Source organism: Paenibacillus sp. FSL H7-0756 (assembly GCF_038006765.1).
Lineage (GTDB): Bacteria > Bacillota > Bacilli > Paenibacillales > Paenibacillaceae > Paenibacillus_AQ.
In genome coordinates this window covers 1558737-1576232 of record NZ_JBBOVT010000003.1, presented here as the reverse complement: position 1 = coordinate 1576232, position 17496 = coordinate 1558737, and the positions used below count along the sequence as shown (strand labels likewise).

Below are 17496 nucleotides of genomic sequence, written 5' to 3'. Positions count from 1 at the left end.
GCTTCAACATGAGACTACCTTCGCCCTCCCTTAGGGTAGTCGGGCAAGGTGGTTAATTAGTGCAAATACGAGGGGCTTACAGGAGCAGGCGGGCGTGTGCGGAGCGCACATGCACTGTGTGCAGGCTGCGGGCACATGCAGGTATGTGCGCATGCAATAACAGCTAAGCAGTGTTGTTTCGGCTGGACGGGCGAACCGGACAAGCACACGAACACCCCGCTTATTTCATAAGCGGGGTAACTTCCTGCTCCATTTGTCCGAGCAACTCGTCAACGGTGGACTCTTGCGTGTATAGACCGTCCAGCAGCATCTGGATCTTCGTATCAATCTGCTGCCAGTTCTTATGGCCGGGCGCGATCCGCGCCGTAGCGATCTGGTCGAGCACGGCCAGCTGGATGCTCTCAGCAGAAGGCTCCGAGGCCGCCCGCAGGAAGACATCGGATTCCAGAACAGACTTGCGCGACGGGACAAAATACTGCGCAGTCACGCTCATCGCCTCCGCGCTGGTGATGAACTTCAGGAGCTCCGCGGCTTCCGCCGGATGCCTGGTCTCGAACACGGACACTCCCGCATAGCCCAGCGAGGTGCCTGTCCCGTTGATGCCTGCCGGCATCGGAGCAATATCCCAGGCGAAATCAGTGACCGCACGGGCCTTCGAGGTATAGCTGTAGCGGTCTGTGTACATGCCGATCCGGCCGCTGTCGAAGGTCAGCTCATCCCCGGGCAGCGGGTGCACCTTGTCTTTGAACATCATGTCACTATAGAGCTGGAGCGCCTCCTTCCCTGCGGGGGAATTCAGCGCAAACGACGCGCCGCTGCTGTCAAACAGCTCGGCTCCGTGCGACCAGAACAGCGGCAGCAGTGCATCCGACCAGTTGTTCCAGTCGCGGACAAGCTTCACACCGTAGATGCCGCGCTGCGGATCGGTGAGGCTCCGCGCTGCCTTGAGAAATTCATCGTAATCCCATTTTCCTTCCTTATACAGCTCCGTTGGCGTCTTTAGGCCTTTCTCAAGAAACAGGTCTTTATTGTAATAGATCAGCACCGGAGGCGTGGAGAACGGGATGCCGTACAGCCGGTCCTCCCGCTTGAAGATGTCGAGTGTGGACGGATAGATATCTGCGTAATGATATTCAGGGTCCTCCTTCACCTCAGCGGAAATATCCACCAGCTGACCTGATTCCAGCAGCTGGGGTATCATCCGTTCCGCCAGCCAGCCTGCATCCGGCGCGGTACGCGAGGCCAGCATGATCGACAGCTTCTGCTGATAATCGGCGAAGGGAATCGTCATAATCTCCACCCCGATCCCGGGGTGAAGCTGCTCGAATTCATCCACCAGCCCCTCCACCATCGCCTTCTGCGCATCATTGCCCCAGAGGCTGAACTTCAGCTTCACACGCTCCTGCACAGCTGCCGTACCCTGGCCTGCACTTCCGCTGTCGTCTGTCCCGCCAGCTCCCCCGCCTCCTGCACCCGGTGTGCAGCCTGAGACCAGTAACAGCGCTGCCATAAACCCTAACAGCCTTGTCCGTATCATTCTTCCTCCTCCTGCCTGTCCCCTGCGGGTACGGCATCGTTCATCGCTTCCCAGTTCATCGGCAGCCGCAGCGAGACCGTTACCCCGCGCTCTGCTGTATTATCCAGTCTCAGGCCGTAAGGCTCTCCGTAGAGCAGCCGGAGCCGCTGATGGACGTTACGCAGCGCGAGTCCCTTCTGAATCCGGCCAAAGCCTCCCTGGTCAGCATCCGCAGCAGGCCGGGATTGACTGCCATATAGCTGTTGTTCAAGCTCCTGCAGCCGTGCGCCGCTGATGCCAAGACCGTCATCCTTAACCGACAGCACCAGATCCTCTTCGTCCACAGAAGCGGTCAGGATAAGGTGCAGCAGCTCCTGCCCCATAGCATGCTCAATAACATTCTCGATCAGCGGCTGCAGAATCAGCTTCGGGACCACACAATAATCGAAGGAAGAATCGATATGAATCATAACCTGCAGCTTGTCACCAAGACGCATACCCTGAATGCGCGAGTAAGCTTCCACAAATTTCACTTCATCCAGTACATGCACCATCTGCTCCCGGTGGCCGACCGTATAACGCAGCAGCTTGCCGAGACTGGTCACCACGCCGGAGAGCTCCCGGGTATTGCCCTGAAGGGCCAGCATGTTCACCATCTCCAGCGTATTGTACAGAAAATGCGGATGAATCTGGCTCTGCAGCGCCTGCAGCTCAGCCTCCCGCTCCTTCAGCCGGGTCTCATACACCTCTTTGACCAGACGGTCGATCTCACCGATCATGGTATTGAACCCTTCGGTCAGTTGCCCGATTTCATCGCTGGTGGTCACCGTCGCCCGTTCGAGGAACAACCCCCGCTTCACCTGCCTCATCTTCGACTGAAGATGGGCAATCGGCTTAATCAGCCGGTTCGACAGCAGGATCGCCGCCGCATACGCCGCCGCCAGGGCCACAATGGAGACCACCAGCGTAGAGTTGGTTAACTCACGGGCGTCCTCGCGGAGCTGTGAGCGCGGAATCAGGGAGGTTACCTTCAGTCCCGTGTACGTGGATTCCGCCGAAGCCGTAATATAGGACTCCCTCGAGTCGGGCAGCTTGTCTGCTTCAGAGTACAGGACCACCTGATCCTTGCCTGTAATCTGCAGCAGGCCGCTTCCGCTGGAACGCAGCGTCGATACAATCGAACCGAAGCCCCGCGGCGTCAGATCTATTTTGACAATTCCCAGCTTGGCATTAGTATACGGCTCACGGATCACCCTGGCTGCCGAGATCATTCCGTGCTTCCCCTCAGTATAATAAGCTGCGGTATGCGGCGGAAGAATGGTCAGGCCTCCGTCCTCCCGTTCCACAGGCTCCATCCAGTCTGCCATGCTGCCGTCCCACCGCTTCCTTACACTCTGGTCCAGATTACTGAAAATTCCGCCGTCATTGGTGAACACCAGAATGCTCTCAATCTCCCCCCGGTCAAAAGCCAGCGAAGAGATGAACAGGTTCATCTTCAGCGTCTCATCCGTACTCAGATAGGTGCCGGCCGGGCCTGCGCCCCTGTGCTTGCGGAGAATCTGCATCATATCCTCATCGTACAGCGGCGTAAGGGTAAGGCGGTCCAGTTCCTTAATATAACGCTCCAGATTAATATTAATCTGGTTCACCACCTGATTGGACAGCTCCACCGTACTGCGTTCGACGCCGGCGGTGTATTTCCGGTAGCTGATCGTACCGATGATCAGAAACGGAATCGTGATCAGCAGAAAAAATAAGACAATAAATTTGGTGCGCAGCGGCACATAGATTGATTTTGGATTCGACCCTTTTCTGAACAGCATGCGAAGCAGCCTCCCTGACTCTCATTCCCTACATCAACATAGCATAATTTGCGGATGAAGTCAGAGCCGTTCGCCATGTGTATTTACCAGCGGAAGGGCAGCCGCTCAGGGCCTGTGGTTCAGCTGTGGCTCAGCTATGCTCAAGCTCCCCCGCCCATATCTCCGTCTGTCTCCAGAATTCAGCAGCCGTCAGCGTGCCGCTGTGAATCATATAAGCATAATCCAGCAGATTCGGCAGGCAGGGCAGATCCAGCAGATAGCGGCTGAAGGCATGTGCAGCGATCTCCGAGGTTCGGGTCACACTGGACCGGATGCGCAGCGGACCCAGGGAGAGGCTGCTGATATCATCCAGCCGCTTGTTGGTGTACCCCAGCTCCGTGAACTCCAGATCGTGGAACAGCTCATGGGCCAGATGAATGTCTGTAATCTCCTTCAGGCTGAAGGAATGGCCCGGAAGCAGTACACCGGCAGATTGCCGCAGCTCCTCCATGGATGACTGATACAGCGTGATGACACGCTCCTTGGCGGACAGCTCAATCTGGGCGCGGAAGCGGATCTGCCCGATGGTGCCCTTTCGCAGATTCAGATCAATACGTATGCCGCGGTTCCGGCAGATGGCCCCGACATCGGTGCCGTAACGGGCCTTGAAGGCCAGCGCCTGTTCCCTGCCGATCGCAAGCGGGCGCTCCACATAATATCGCCGTTTGCTGTACGGTATCCGGTGAAACAGCAGGTCGTTCTTCAGCTCGGCGTACCCCAGCACTTCATCGCCCGGAAGCGTATGTTCCGCTGTCTTCATCATCCTGTGCACCTCCTACTGGTAGACGACAGCAAGCAGCTCGCTGTTGTCCTCAAGCAGCTGGGTCTCCACCTCAAGAATGGAGAACAGCTGCTCCTTAGTCTGCATCCCGGTCAGATCCAGCATTTTTTCCTTATAGAAGATGAACGTCTTCGGGATCGTAGCATTGGCGTCCGAATAGATCGTATTCTCCTCCAGGAACGAAGCGAACCGGTCAGCCATATTCTTCTTCAGAAAAGCCAGATGATACGCATTCGTCTTCTTGAAGCGCACCACCCCCTCGCGGTCCAGCACGCTGACATGGCTTAGCTTCTTCTTCACCAGCCCGAACAGCGACTTCTTGATCTCGCTGGACTCGAACAGATACCATCTGCCGGAGGCTGCCTTCAGCTCCGTCTTGTCCGCCGGCTGGCCCAGCGCATCCGCTGCCGTCAGCATCAGCTCATTCACCGGCACCTCGCGGCTGGCCAGATCCTTGGAGCGCAGCTCGGTGGAGCCGGTGGCAATCGCACGCAGAATATTGCGCTGGGAATCGATCTCGATCGTAACATCGACGGTGGATTCGTTCGCGCCGGACTGGACAATTTTCTCCACAATCTCCGCCCGGATCAGCTTGATGTCATGCTCTGTGGCACCCACTACCGTCTTCTCGATCTGCTCGCGGACCATAGCCATCCCGACGCCAATCGTGGAGATGTACGGCGCGTTGTTCGCAATCTGGTGCTTGAAGCCCTCCTTCGCCGCCATGGCCGGAACCAGAACAGCTCCGCTGCCGCCGCCGCCCACCAATGTAATGAAGCCCGTGTCCAGCTCATAGTCGCTGATCATCTGATTCACCACCGCCATTACCTTGCGGATGGCAATGTCCATCGCTGCCCGGGCCGCATCCTCCGCAGACATGCCGAGATGGGCCCCCAGCGCCTGCCAGGCGATCCGTGTGCTCTCCATATTCCCGCGGGCATAGTCTGTCTCCGGCACATGGTTCAGCAGATTCGCCGCTCCCGCCAGGGTCAGCGCATATTCATGGCCTCCGGCGCTGCGGACCGTAACATAATCCGGGTCCCCTTCGCGCGGACGGACAAGGCCGATAGACGGCTGCTCCAGATTCTCCCTGCCGGTGAAGCATTCGTATTCCAGTCCTGCAATATGCGCGCTGCGCGGACCGACATCCGTAATCTTGCCCCCGCCGATCTGGATCATACTGCCCCCGGCAACCGCCAGTGTCCGTACATCCAACGAACGCAGATAGGTCTTGTGTCCGCCTACCTGGGCGTTCTCGATCATGACTTTACCGTTCTTGATTACGGAGATATCTACACTCGTGCCCCCGACCTCGAAGAAAATACCGTCCGAGATCTTCTCATACATCAGAGCGCCGGCCACCCCGGCCGCCAGCCCTGACAGCATGGTCAGGATCGGGCGCTTGCGCACCTCATCGATGCTCATGACCCCGCCGTCGCAGCGCATAATCATCAGCTGGGAGGTGATTCCCGCCTCCTTGACCGCCTGCTCGGTCATGTTGGCGGTCTCCATCATTTTGGGAATCAGGCTGGCATTGACGACCGCTGTCCGCGTCCGGGTCTTCAGCCCGTAGAGCTGGGAAATCTCATGTCCGCCGGTAGCATATACTCCCCGGCTGCGGGCCGCCTCCATCACTCTCAGCTCATTGGCCGGATCATCGACGCTGTAGGCCTCCGAGGCGACGATGACCTCTGCCCCCTGAGCCAGCAGCTGATCAATCGCATCGTCTATCGCGGCTGCTGTAAGTTCTTTGGAATCGATGAACTTGTGATACGTGGTCAGGTATTTACCCGCCGCCAATTCGATATCCGCCACATTGGTCTCCGAGCGGGCACTGCGGGCATCCATCCCCGTCCCCATCCCTACGATGCCGACACGGGCAACGTCCCCTTCAAGCAGAGCATTGGTGGCCTGTGTCGTGCCGTGGGCGATGAACTTGATATCGCCGGGAAGAATGCCGTTCTCGCTCATGATCCGCTGGATAATCTGGACAATCCCGCTGGCTACTCCGCGTTCATCGTGGTGCGTGGTGGGCATTTTGACCTTGGACAGCACCTCGAAGGTCTCATTATCTATCGCTACGGCATCCGTGAAGGTTCCTCCGACATCGATGCCGATTCTGACTTGTTTATTGCTCATAGCAGGTTCTCCTCTCCGTGAAGCTTATATCTGCATATATCCTGTAGACGCTACTGTACCTTGCCGCTGCCTAAAAAGCGATCATTCCCGCAATAATCATCGAGATCATGACAGCAACGAACATCCATGGCAGCGTCTTGCGCAGCGTCTCAATAATATCCGTCTTGGTGTAATCGGCGATCCACACATTGTGCGAGTTGGTCGGATCGCTGACCGCCTGCAGATTGCTCACGATACGCAGAGCCAGCATCGCAGCAACAGGCGCCATGCCTCCGGCCACGATCAACGCAGCGATACCGCTGCCCAGTCCCCATACATTAAGCGGTCCACGGTAGATTGCCAGCGGAGACAGCAGCGTGAAGACGAGGATATACATCAGCGGGCTGGTTGGAATGATGCCTTCGATCAGCGGCTGGATTAACGCGGCCACCTGTGGCGCAGTAACCGCACTGAGCAGCATCCCGATGCCGATCATCAGGCCGAGCGCACCGGCTACATCCTGAATCCCTTCTACCAGCGCACTCGACAACACATGGAATGGACGCTTAGGTGTGGCAAGCAGCAGGGTGACCAGCGCCCCCATGAACACCGCAGACACAATATCTACCTTCAGGAAAAAGACCAGCAGTACCGGAACAAGCGGGCTGATCAGCGCAATCGCTCTTACGTTCTTGCTGTCCTGAGCCTGAAATTCCCGCTTGAGCGGCATCGCCCAGGCACGGCGGACTTTGCCGTCTTTGCGGGTATAGTAGACGATCATAATCAAAGCAATGACAATCAGCGGAACGGCACAGACGAGGGAATAGGAAGCAATGGTGTTCGTCGGCACCTTAAGCACATCAGTATAAATGGCCCACGTAGAGACATTGAACACCACGCCGACCGCATTGGCCAGCAGCACCACCAGGCCGCTTACAAAGGGCTTCAGCCCAGCCGTCAGCATGATGGGAATCGCGATTGTTCCGACCAGAATGACCATACCCAGACCGTTGGCAGCAGAGAAGATAACAGAGGCCGCGAGGAAAAAGATAATGGCAATCGCCAGCGGCTTATCACCCGCCAGCTCAGCCGCCTTGCGGATAATGGTCTTGGTGATGCCGACCTTGCTGAGGATCTGCCCGAACCAGGCGCCGAAGATCAGTCCGGCAATCGCGGTGGACAGCTTCATGGCCCCGCCGGCGAGCACTCCCTTCGTGATGGTGAAGGTATCCGGGTTGTCAGACAGAAGCGGGATGCCTGCAATCGCCGCCAGCAGAATCGCCATCATCGGCAGCGCGAGCAGCGTGGTCAGCTTGCGGGTCATCATCAGACCCACAAACACAATGAATACAAGTAAAATCCCGATAATTTGCATGGTTTCCAAACCAATTCCTCCTAATATTTTGTTGAATTTACGTTGTTATAAGAATTAATTCCAAGTTTATTGAACGTTTGTGAGGTACAGATGCACATATTACAGTTATGGCGCGCCGCCCGTTATACTTCCAGATAAGCGCCGTGCGCTATAAGTGTCTCCTGCACGCTCTTAACATCGACCTGCTGCACAGGAACTCCTGCACGGACCGCCAGCGCCGCTGCTGTACCACCCGCTTGCCCGATTGCGCCTACTGTCGGTGTCGTCCGCACGGCCGCCTGGGCTTCAAACGTGGCCGAGAGGCATCTGCCAACCATAACCAGATTGTCGATTTCATTTGTGACCAGGCAGCGGTAAGGGATGCCGTACATTGCCCCCCACTCCAGATGATCCGTTGCCGTTCCCTCGCCGTCCGGACTGTGAATATCAATCGGATACCCGGAATGGGCGATCACATCCTCGAAGGGCTTCACCGACAGAATATCCTGTGCGGTCAGTGTATACACGCCCTTGATCTGGCGGGAGCCGCGAACGCCGATGGACGGGCCGGTGGAGACCACCACGGAATCTTCGAACCCGGGAATATATTTTTTCAGAAAAATCTCCAGCTCGCGGCACTGCTTGCGGCCCTCTACCTCGGCCTCGCTGAGGCTCCACGGGTCTGTGCTGTCCTTGCCGAGAATCCGCGTAGTATTCATGATAATCTCACCGGGATTGCTCGTCTCGAAGAATAGCACATCCTCTCTCGGAATGCTGATCTCGCCGCGCGCCTTCGCTTCACGGAACTGCTTGTCGAAGCCGACGACAGAGAGTCTGGCCGCAGAGTCCATCACCGTGATATCCAGATTCATGCGCGGAAAATCCTCGCGGTGCTCACGGATATAAGCCTTGATTTTCTCCGTGTCCACTCCTCTCATCTTCATCTTCAGAGTCATCGGCTGCGACTGCTCGTCGGATTCGCGCCCTTTGGTGAATGGGACGCCGGACCAGGCCGCCAGATCGCCATCCCCCGTAGCATCAATGAACACATCCGCCGTGATCCTGCTAAGCCCGGCTTTATTGCACAAGGTAAGCGATGTAATGCGTCTGCCGGATACTTCAGCACCGGCCAGCATCGTATGATACAGCACCTCGCCTCCGCTCTCCTGCAGCATCAGATCCAGCTCGTATTTCATTGCTTCGGCATCGAACGGTGTCACCGAATAGGTGTAATTCGTTGCATCCTGGATATGCCCCGGCGATTTGCCGAGCGCCCGGAGCCGCTGAATCAGCTCATCGGTAATTCCCCGGATAGCCTGCTTATCCCCCGCGTGAAAGGTCATCATCGGCCCCACACCCGCAGCGGTCAGCGTTCCGCCGAGGAAGCCCCCTGCCTCAATGATCAGCGTCCGGGCGCCTGCTCTTGCAGCCGCGATGGCCGCCACGGAGCCGGAAACTCCGCCTCCCGCCACAACCACTTCATATTTCCGCATCTTTGCTCCTCCTTCTTCCTCTAAAGTGAACGGTTACATTACTGCTGCTCCCTGTATTGCGTTGGGGTGCAGCCGGTATGGTCCTTGAATACTGCCATGAAATGCTTCGAGCTTAGATAGCCGGATAATTTGGCGACCTCATAGATTTTGAGATTCGTCTCCTTAAGCAGTTGCTTGGCCCGCTTCATTCGGCACTGTAAGACGTAATCCGTGAAGTTCTGGCCGGTCTCCGACTTGAACAGCACCGACAGGTACTGGTGATTCAGATGCACCTGCTCGGCCATATATTGAAGTGATATTTCCTGATCCAGCCGCAGTGCGACCAGTTCCTTCACTTTACGGATCAACAGTCTGCCTTTCTGCTCCGCTTCGCCCTCCTCCGGCTGGCCCGGCAGCCCGCCCCCGGTTCCGTGCTTGCGCTTGAACTCCCCCAGGGCCTGAGCCAGCTCCGTGCGGTCCACCGGCTTCAGCAGATAATCGCTGATGCCGTATTTAATCGCCTGCTTTGCATATTCGAAGTCGGCATATCCGCTCAGAATCAGGATATATAGTTCAGGGTACTGGTCACGGACCCGCCGGATCATCTCCAGGCCGTTCATTTCATTCATCCGGATATCGGTGATCAGAACATCCGGCTTCACGCTTTTGAGCGCCTCCAGCGCAAGCCTTCCGTTCTCAGCCTCCCCCACCACCTGATAGCCGCCGATGACCTTCTCAATCAAATGCTTAAGGCCCGAACGGATCAGAGCTTCATCCTCCACCAGAAACAGCTTGTGCAACACTATCCCCTCCAAATCCAGCATTCCGGCCACCATACCCGCTCCGCCAAGCTTCTCAGCTTCACTCCTTGTAAAACGCTTACAGTACCAGTATAAAATTTGAGCACCGGCAAAGAAACGGTCCCCATTCGAGAAAAGGTATGAAATTTCGAGATTTATCCGTACCCTCTGCTTAAGCCATCAAACCGGATGCCCACCACGCCAAAAAAAGGCGAAAAGGACACCCGGTTCTGCTTGCCTGGTATATAAAGATTACATTACTGGCCTACCTGATTACAGGTCTTGTGCGGTACTGTTATCGTACAGCTCAATCAGTTCATCGAACGATGAGATAATGACATCCGAGCCCTTCAGCTCATCCTGCCGCCCGAAGCCGGCATAGGCGCAACCGATAACGGTCTGTCCATTGCCCTTGCCCGCCTGGACATCCGAAGAACGGTCCCCGACCATCCAGGCGCTGCCGATCTTGTGATTGTCCAGCAGAAGGCCGAGCAGCTCGGTCTTGGTTGCCGTGCCCGAGCCGCCTGCGCTGTACAGCCCCTCGAACAGGTCCTTCAGCTCATGCACGACTACGATGCTATGAATATAATCCTCCAGCCCGTTGCTGGCGACGAACAGCTTCACTCCGCGCGCGTGCAGGGCACGCAGCGTCTCAACTACCTTAGGGTACAGGACCGTCCCTCCGGCTTCCAGCCCCTCAATCTCCAGCTGCAGGAGCAGCTCATCCGCCCGGCGGTGCACCGCCTCATCCGCTTCCGGCATTACGTTCTTCCAGATATCCGCCAGCAGCATGCCAAGACTGCCGAGGATGCGCTCCTCCGGCGGAGTCGGGCCGGAATGCAGGCCTTCTTCCCGCAGAATATCAAACATTTTATGATAGGCGGGCAATAACAGGCTTTCTGTCTGGAACAGCGTACCATCCATATCAAACACGATGGCTTCCGGCTGGTTTAATTTCGGCAGCGGTCTGTTCCCCGCCTGTGTCTGTTCTTCGTTGCTCATGAGGTGAATCATCCCTTCTCATTGTTCTTCGGTCACACGCCCTAATGATATAGGAAGCAGCAGATGTTGTCTACGAACCCCTAATTACAAAAAGGGACCACAGTGCAAACACATGGAGTGCTTACACTGCGATCCCTTCTGTTCATACTGCATACTGCCTCAGAGCCTTAACTTATACGTTGTCGAAGCTTGAGATCAGTTCATCAAGAACATCTTTGCTGACCATTTTACCCTTGAAATTGATCAGGTTCTCGGAGCTTCCGGAGAAGATGCAAGTAGGTTCATATTTTCTGAGAATGATCTTTTCGCCGTCCACAAAAATTTCGAGCGGATCCTTTATGTCAATTCCCATTGTTCTGCGCAGCTCAATCGGAATCACAATACGTCCCAGTTCATCTACTTTTCTTACTATGCCAGTTGCTTTCATCATTATGCATCCTCCCTTGAAATAACACTTGGATCATCATTGCGTGTTAAAAGCTATCAAAGCTTCTAATAAGTAGAAATGATTACTCTATAATTGCATTGTAAAGTGCTATTTCTTTCCTGTCAATTTTATTTCTACATCTTTTGATATTTATCGACAAAAAATTCGACAAAGTTTAGAGTTTTTTCGACAAATCTATAACCGAAACCGTTTTATATCCATTTTATTCTTTTCATTCAATTTTTGCCCGATATTCTGCGGGGGCATGGCTGATGCGGTTCTCCTCTTAGCTTACGGCTGCTCCTTTGGAACTATGCTCTTCCTTTACTTGACAAGAAAGATATACAATCTATATATTTTACGTAATATACTATATTGGAGTGTTTCCATGAGCAAAGAAGCTGAGAAAGAGCAAGCCGTCTATACCGTCATGGAGCATATGGCCAGCGTGCAGCAGAAGTCACAGGCGTTCATAGACCGGATTACGAAAAAAGGGTCACTCTCGCAGAATCAGATCATGCTGCTGTTCCTGCTGCAGCTCACCGGCTCCCTTAATATTACGGATATCTCAGAGCGGCTAGTCATTACGCCGGGAGCCGCTTCGTTCATGTGCGATAAGCTGGAGGATCTGGGATACATCGAGAGAGTACGTACGAAGGAAGACCGCAGAGTCGTCAATATTGTTCTCACCGGATCAGGCAAGCAGCACATCCTTTCTCTGTTCGACACCTTTGCACTCACTGACCTCGACAAAATTTCGGCGGTCCTCCAGAGAATTGATGAGCTGGTGGGCGGAATGTTAGAGTAGCACCGACGGCTATACTTTACGGACAGACTGCATTTCCCTTAGGGAAGTGCAGTTTTTTTGTAAATATAAGAAATTATATGTTGCACACGATAACTTATCCTTCTATTTCTCGCTGAAACGGTACCGTCCTTTGAAAGGACGGCAAAGCCGTTTCCACTTGTCAAGAACATATATTGATTATATATTTCATTTAATATATATTATAGTTACTAAAATACTTTAAACGGCGGTGAATGAACCTATGTCTGCACTGAACCCGACACCTGAATCCAATAAACCTCTTAAAATCAACGGCTCCCGGATCTGCCGGGGGGATATGAACGCCTCCCATGTGGAGGTGCTGGGACACCTGCATGTCAGCGGGAGCTTGACCACAGCGCGCCTGCGGCTTAGAGGAGAATGCTCCATAGGGTTATCTTGCAATACACAGGAGCTGAGCAGCTTCGGAAGTCTGCGTGTTCCTGAACTCAGGGGCGTGAGCATCACGTCCAACGGATACCTGGCTGTTACCGGTGAGGCTGCCGCAGAAGAATTCAAGGCTGAGGGCTGCGTACGTATAGACCGCTTGTCCTGCATCGGCACCATCCGCATCAAGCTGGGGGCCTTGTGCAAGATCAGACATATGACCTCTGAAGGTGATATTATCGTGTCCCCCTCCTCCAGGCTGCTCCCTGTTCCGCTGAGCCCTTTCCGCAAGCTGCGCTGCGAGGTCATTGAAGGGGCTGACCTCACCTTGTACCGGACGCAGGCAGACCTTGTGTGCGGACAGAATGTTACACTCGGACCGGGATGCTCCATCCGGGAGATCCGTTACCTGGAGACGCTGACCATTCATCCCCTTTCACAGATAGGCAAGATTATTCAGATGAATACATAACGATGGAGGTACACGACATGAAATCTTCTTCCTCTGATGCAATGCCCAACCTGCTGAACTATCTGGCAAAAGGGGTCGTCATCCTCTTTGCATTGCCCGTACTGGGCGTCTGGACGGCCGGGAGCTTCATCTGTGCCATCATCGCTCCAATCGCAGGCTTACTGCGGACCTTCGGAGTCAGTGCCATAGGGATGAATCTGCCCCCTTCCTATTCGGTCCCGGTCTTTCTCAGCTTGCCCTTCAGCCTGGTTCTCGCATTCCTCCTTCTCTTGTCCTTTTATTACACCCGCCGTCTGCTGCTGAAAAGCCTAAGCTTCATCAGATAGCAAGTGGAAACGGCTTTGCCGTCCTTTTTTAAGGACGGTACCGTTTCAGCGAGAAATAGAAGGATAAGTTATAGCGTGAAACATATAAATTTTTATATTTCAAAAAAAGGTATTTCAGCAGCCATTCTCCGGTGCAGAAATACCCCTTTTTGTATGCAACTACCCCCGTATCCCGTATCAGCTGTTCAGTCTCTTGTTGGTGGGCGAAGCGGGCCCTGCGAACGAAGCTCGAAGAGCCTCGCAGTCTTGCCAGCGGGCAAGGTAACGGTCAAGCTGCCTTCCATAGCGTCCCAGCTCCACTGCGACCCGTGCACCTCAGGATATGCACATCGTGCTTCCGCGTCGCACCCCCTCAGCTCAGGAACAGGCAGCTTGACCGCTGCCGTTTCTCCTGCAATCCGCCATACAGCGATATAGCGGATGTCTCCATGACGCAGCCCGAAGCTGACCCATTCGCCTCCACTATCAGGCAGACCGAGCGGCCAGAAGGCGAAGGCTTGCGGAATGTGGGCGCGGATAGACTTGTAATAATCCAGCGCCTCCTTCACCAGCGCGCGGCGCCTTGGCGTAAGCTCGGCCAGATGGCCGCTCTGGTGAACGCGAAGCAGCAGCGAGTTGACCATATTGAAAATGACCTCTTCATCGTCACCTTCGCGCAGTGGATAAGACCAGACCGCCGATTGCTCGGGAGTCAGTGCAGCCGGAGAGCCTGCGGCAATGGCAGCATACTTCACATAATCCTCCTGGTCACTGGTGGACTGAATGCTGTGGCGGCTGAGCATGGCGTAATCCATCCGCATCCCGCCGCTGGAGCAGTTCTCGATGACGAGCTGCGGATAACGGGCGAAGATGCTGTCCAGCCAGGCCAGATAAGCGCGGTTATGCTGCAATAGACCATCCCCGAAGCTGTCTGCATCGGTCTCCGTACCAATGCCTGCATTGATGTTATAGTCCATTTTGATGTATCCGACGCCGTATTCCTCGACTAGCCTGGCAATCACGCTGTCGGCATGCCTGATGACCGCCGGATTACGGTAATCGAGCTGATAGCGGCTGCGGTCCTTGACCCGCTTGCCATGGCGCATGAAGAACCAGCTGTCGTCAGTCTCCGCAAGCTTCGGACTGTTGATGCCCATCACCTCCAGCTCCAGCCACAGACCCGGAATCATCCCCTTGCTGCGGATCACATCAAGCACATACTTGATGCCTTGCGGGAAGCGCTCAGCCGAAGGCTCCCACTCCCCGACCCCATCCCACCATTCACCGGGAGCATACCAGCCTGCGTCGATGCAGAAATATTCACAGCCGACTTCGGCAGCAGCATCAATCAGCGGCAGCAGCTTCTCCGTGGTCGGGCTTCCCCACAGGCAATTCATGTAGTCGTTGAAAATCACCCGCAGCAGCTCATTATCCTCATTCGGTCTGCGGATCAGCCGCCGGTATGCAGTGAGCTGCTCTGCCGCCTCTCCGAATCCGCCCTCTACTACACCTGCGGCCACCGGCACAGAGGTGAATGCTTGGCCGGGAGCAAGCTTCAGCCACCAGTGGTTGTCATGTTCCGTAGGTCCGCTGACCAGCAGTGTAAGCTGATCTGCCTGATCCGTCAGCTCCCAATGCCAGGAGCCGTTATGTTCAATCTGCCAGAACAGGCTGCTCCCGCTCTCCTGGTTGCGCAGCACAGCCATTGGCAGCAGCTCCGCCGCTGACCAGGACCCGGTATTGCTGGCGGCAATCCGCTTCGAGCCACGGTCAGCGAGATGGGACATACCCAGCTCTGGCAGGCTGTAGCTTTTCCATTGCAGCTCACTCTGCCACCCGCTGTGAGCAATACTCACTTCAATCTTGTCATTACGGTCGCCGTTGCCCTCTTTGTCCACTCCGGTGAGTGCAAATGAAGAGATATACTCCACAGCCGCTTCCTCATCGCCTTCATTACTCACCACTGTCCAGGAACGGACAATCTGCACACCGGTATAGAACTGATAATGCTGTACTGCCTTCACACACGTCAGCGGGTCAGCCAGCGTAAGCTCCAGCTTCCGTCCCAGCGGATTCACCGTGTCCCTATGCCCGCTATACACCATCCGTAACCCGGGATAGGACGCGCGGTGCGTCCGCCCGTGATATTCCGCCCGGTCTTCCCCCGACAGCTGGAGCTCCAGCAACCGGAAGCTTGCCTTATGCTTCGCTTCAATGCTCCCAGCTTCCAGCGGCGCTGCACCAAAATGCAGCAGCCGCACATCCAGCTCCCCGGTAATTTCAATCGTAAGATAAAGCCCGTTCTCGGCTATGTTTATGAGCCTGCTGTCCATGTCTGATTTGGCCTCCCTTATAAAGGATGTTTTTCTTGGTTTCTTGGGTTCTTGGGTTCTTGGGTTCTTGGTTTTCTGCCTCCCCTGATTAGGAGGCCATCTCTTCTATTCGTAACTGCTGATTTCCTGTGGTGCTCGTGTAAGTGGCGAAGTAACGGAGGGAGGTTTGGAATTGGAGGAGCGGTAGCGACCGCCTGAAAGCTTTCCGCAGGAAAGCTCGCTTCGGAAGCATAGGCTGTTTGGATTTCTACTGCGGCGAGCAGTTTAAATCGGGAAATCCAAACATAACAGCGGCCGGAAATCCAAAGCTCCTGCAGTTACGTCCAGCCACTTACACCCCCGCCCCGCCTAAAAATCCGCGTTACATAGAAAGATGGCCTCTCAGCAATCCTCAGAGGCCATCATTAAACCTTATTTTTATTCCGCAGACCCGAATTGAATCCAAGCCTTCTGAATTTCATCAATTGCCTGATCCTTCGTCTTGCTGCCGCCGATATAAGCCTGCATCAGCTCACCGAATTTCTGGTGGAACGTATCCAGGGAGTAGTTCACCGACAGGTCGCCGGATTTCTCCGTCTTCAGGATTTCTTCCATTTCCTTAGGCATTTGCAGGTCAGGCATCGGAGCATCCTTGATTGGAGGAATGACCTTCGCTACGTTAGAGAACCAGCTCTTCCCGTAATCGGAAGTATACAGCCAGTTGAAGAACTCAATCGTTTCCGCGGCTACCGCAGAATCCTTATTGATCCGCAGTGCCTGGTCAGCACCGGTGATAATCTGGGATTGCTCCGGTTTGTCACTGACAGGGTATCCGGCGATGCCGAGGTCAAAGTCAGGGGTGATTTTCTTAATCGCTTCTTCATCCCACGCGCCTTTGCCGGTCATGAAGGCTGTTTTGCCCAGGGCAAAATCACTGACCTCAGCATTGCTGTCGCGTTCAAGCGGCTTGTCTGTTCCGTGCTTAACCGTTGTATCAATGAAGCTGAAGAAGTTGTCATTCAGCACCGGATGATCCTTGAAGGTCGTCTTCCCGGCAATGAAGTCCGCTACGAGCGTCTTGGCATCCGTTCCGGCATCGGTCGCTGCGGCGTCTACGAAGTGCTGGAAGATATGCTTCCATACCCACCACTCTTTGTAGGCGTTGGCGAAGGGTGTGATGCCCTTGGCTTCAAGCTTGGTGATCGCATCATCCATTTCAGCAGTTGTCTTAGGCACTTCGGTGATGCCGGCATCCGCCAGCAGCTTTTTGTTGTACATCAGGACGAACAGGTTGCCCTTCACCGGCAGTCCGAGGACTTTGCCGTCGGTAGAGCTCATGTTGGAGCGGACGGCATCCGTCATCGCTGCGGCCAGCGGCTCATTGGTCAAGTCAGCGCTGTATTCGGCAAAAGTATCGATATCCCCGCCCGCCGTGGTCTGGAACACATCCGGTGTGCTGCCGGCGGCAATTTTGGATTTCAGCACTGTATTGTAGTCTGCCTGCATGATTTCCAGATTGATCGTAACGTTCGGCTTCACCTTCTTGTATTCCGCAATATAAGCATTGAAGGCATCTGTGTATTCGGGAGAGGCGGTGAACATATTAATGGTGACGGGCTTGGCGGAATCCGTTGGTGTATTGCCGGCTCCGGCTGTTCCACCCGTGTTGTTAGCGGCATTATTAGTGTTATTACCGCCGCAGCCGGCCAGCAGTCCGCCCACCAGCAGCAGACTCGCAGATAATGCCATGAATCGTTTTAACATGATGTTGCCCCCTTTTTCCTTTTGCATCTTGTGGTCTTGCTCATCATTCTAAATAAAAAGAAAAAGGATAAGAATGTACATAAGTGAACTTCTGAGGG

At 54.9% G+C, this 17496-nt stretch carries 14 protein-coding genes; 3 read left to right on the top strand and 11 right to left on the bottom strand.

Annotated elements, in window-relative coordinates:
• Positions 1 to 220: 220 nt before the first annotated feature.
• The 9 genes from NST04_RS32650 to NST04_RS32610 all read right to left on the bottom strand — a co-directional run bounded on the left by NST04_RS32650 (position 221) and on the right by NST04_RS32610 (position 11335).
• Positions 221 to 1537 (bottom strand): ABC transporter substrate-binding protein, encoded by a 1317-nt coding sequence (locus tag NST04_RS32650; protein WP_341187926.1) that lies wholly within the window; start codon positions 1535 to 1537, stop codon positions 221 to 223.
• The gene (locus tag NST04_RS32645; protein ID WP_341187925.1) at positions 1534 to 3339 is read right to left on the bottom strand and encodes a sensor histidine kinase; all 1806 of its coding nucleotides are present in this window, start codon (positions 3337 to 3339) and stop codon (positions 1534 to 1536) included. Before NST04_RS32645 ends, NST04_RS32650 begins: the two co-directional genes overlap by 4 nt.
• Positions 3340 to 3469: 130 nt before the next feature.
• Positions 3470 to 4141, bottom strand: a complete 672-nt coding sequence (locus NST04_RS32640; protein ID WP_341187924.1) for a hypothetical protein — start codon at positions 4139 to 4141, stop codon at positions 3470 to 3472.
• A gap of 12 nt (positions 4142 to 4153) precedes the next feature.
• Positions 4154 to 6298, bottom strand: a complete 2145-nt coding sequence (locus NST04_RS32635; RefSeq protein WP_341187923.1) for a hydantoinase/oxoprolinase family protein — start codon at positions 6296 to 6298, stop codon at positions 4154 to 4156.
• A 70-nt stretch (positions 6299 to 6368) separates the two neighbouring features.
• Positions 6369 to 7652, bottom strand: coding sequence for a citrate transporter (locus NST04_RS32630; RefSeq protein WP_341188128.1), 1284 nt, complete (start codon positions 7650 to 7652; stop codon positions 6369 to 6371).
• A gap of 122 nt (positions 7653 to 7774) precedes the next feature.
• Positions 7775 to 9124, bottom strand: coding sequence for an FAD-dependent oxidoreductase (locus tag NST04_RS32625; RefSeq protein ID WP_341187922.1), 1350 nt, complete (start codon positions 9122 to 9124; stop codon positions 7775 to 7777).
• A gap of 38 nt (positions 9125 to 9162) precedes the next feature.
• Positions 9163 to 9903: a response regulator transcription factor gene (locus NST04_RS32620; protein WP_341187921.1), complete on the bottom strand. Its 741-nt coding sequence runs from the start codon at positions 9901 to 9903 to the stop codon at positions 9163 to 9165.
• 273 nt (positions 9904 to 10176) lie between these two features.
• Positions 10177 to 10905 (bottom strand): HAD family hydrolase, encoded by a 729-nt coding sequence (locus NST04_RS32615; RefSeq protein WP_341187920.1) that lies wholly within the window; start codon positions 10903 to 10905, stop codon positions 10177 to 10179.
• Between the two features lie 172 nt (positions 10906 to 11077).
• Positions 11078 to 11335, bottom strand: coding sequence for an AbrB/MazE/SpoVT family DNA-binding domain-containing protein (locus NST04_RS32610; protein WP_036721536.1), 258 nt, complete (start codon positions 11333 to 11335; stop codon positions 11078 to 11080).
• A gap of 385 nt (positions 11336 to 11720) precedes the next feature.
• Here NST04_RS32610 and NST04_RS32605 point away from each other — a divergent pair, with 385 nt between their 5' ends.
• The 3 genes from NST04_RS32605 to NST04_RS32595 all read left to right on the top strand — a co-directional run bounded on the left by NST04_RS32605 (position 11721) and on the right by NST04_RS32595 (position 13343).
• Positions 11721 to 12140 (top strand): MarR family winged helix-turn-helix transcriptional regulator, encoded by a 420-nt coding sequence (locus NST04_RS32605; RefSeq protein WP_341187919.1) that lies wholly within the window; start codon positions 11721 to 11723, stop codon positions 12138 to 12140.
• Positions 12141 to 12381: 241 nt separating this feature from the next.
• The gene (locus NST04_RS32600; protein ID WP_341187918.1) at positions 12382 to 13017 is read left to right on the top strand and encodes a hypothetical protein; all 636 of its coding nucleotides are present in this window, start codon (positions 12382 to 12384) and stop codon (positions 13015 to 13017) included.
• Positions 13018 to 13034: 17 nt separating this feature from the next.
• Positions 13035 to 13343, top strand: a complete 309-nt coding sequence (locus tag NST04_RS32595) for a hypothetical protein (RefSeq protein ID WP_341187917.1) — start codon at positions 13035 to 13037, stop codon at positions 13341 to 13343.
• A 185-nt stretch (positions 13344 to 13528) separates the two neighbouring features.
• Here the strand turns inward: NST04_RS32595 and NST04_RS32590 are convergent, their stop codons facing one another.
• Both NST04_RS32590 and NST04_RS32585 read right to left on the bottom strand, forming a co-directional pair.
• Positions 13529 to 15655 (bottom strand): glycoside hydrolase family 36 protein, encoded by a 2127-nt coding sequence (locus NST04_RS32590; RefSeq protein WP_341187916.1) that lies wholly within the window; start codon positions 15653 to 15655, stop codon positions 13529 to 13531.
• A gap of 417 nt (positions 15656 to 16072) precedes the next feature.
• Entirely contained in the window at positions 16073 to 17398 is a 1326-nt protein-coding gene (locus NST04_RS32585; RefSeq protein WP_341187915.1) for an ABC transporter substrate-binding protein, read from the bottom strand.
• Positions 17399 to 17496 lie beyond the last annotated feature (98 nt).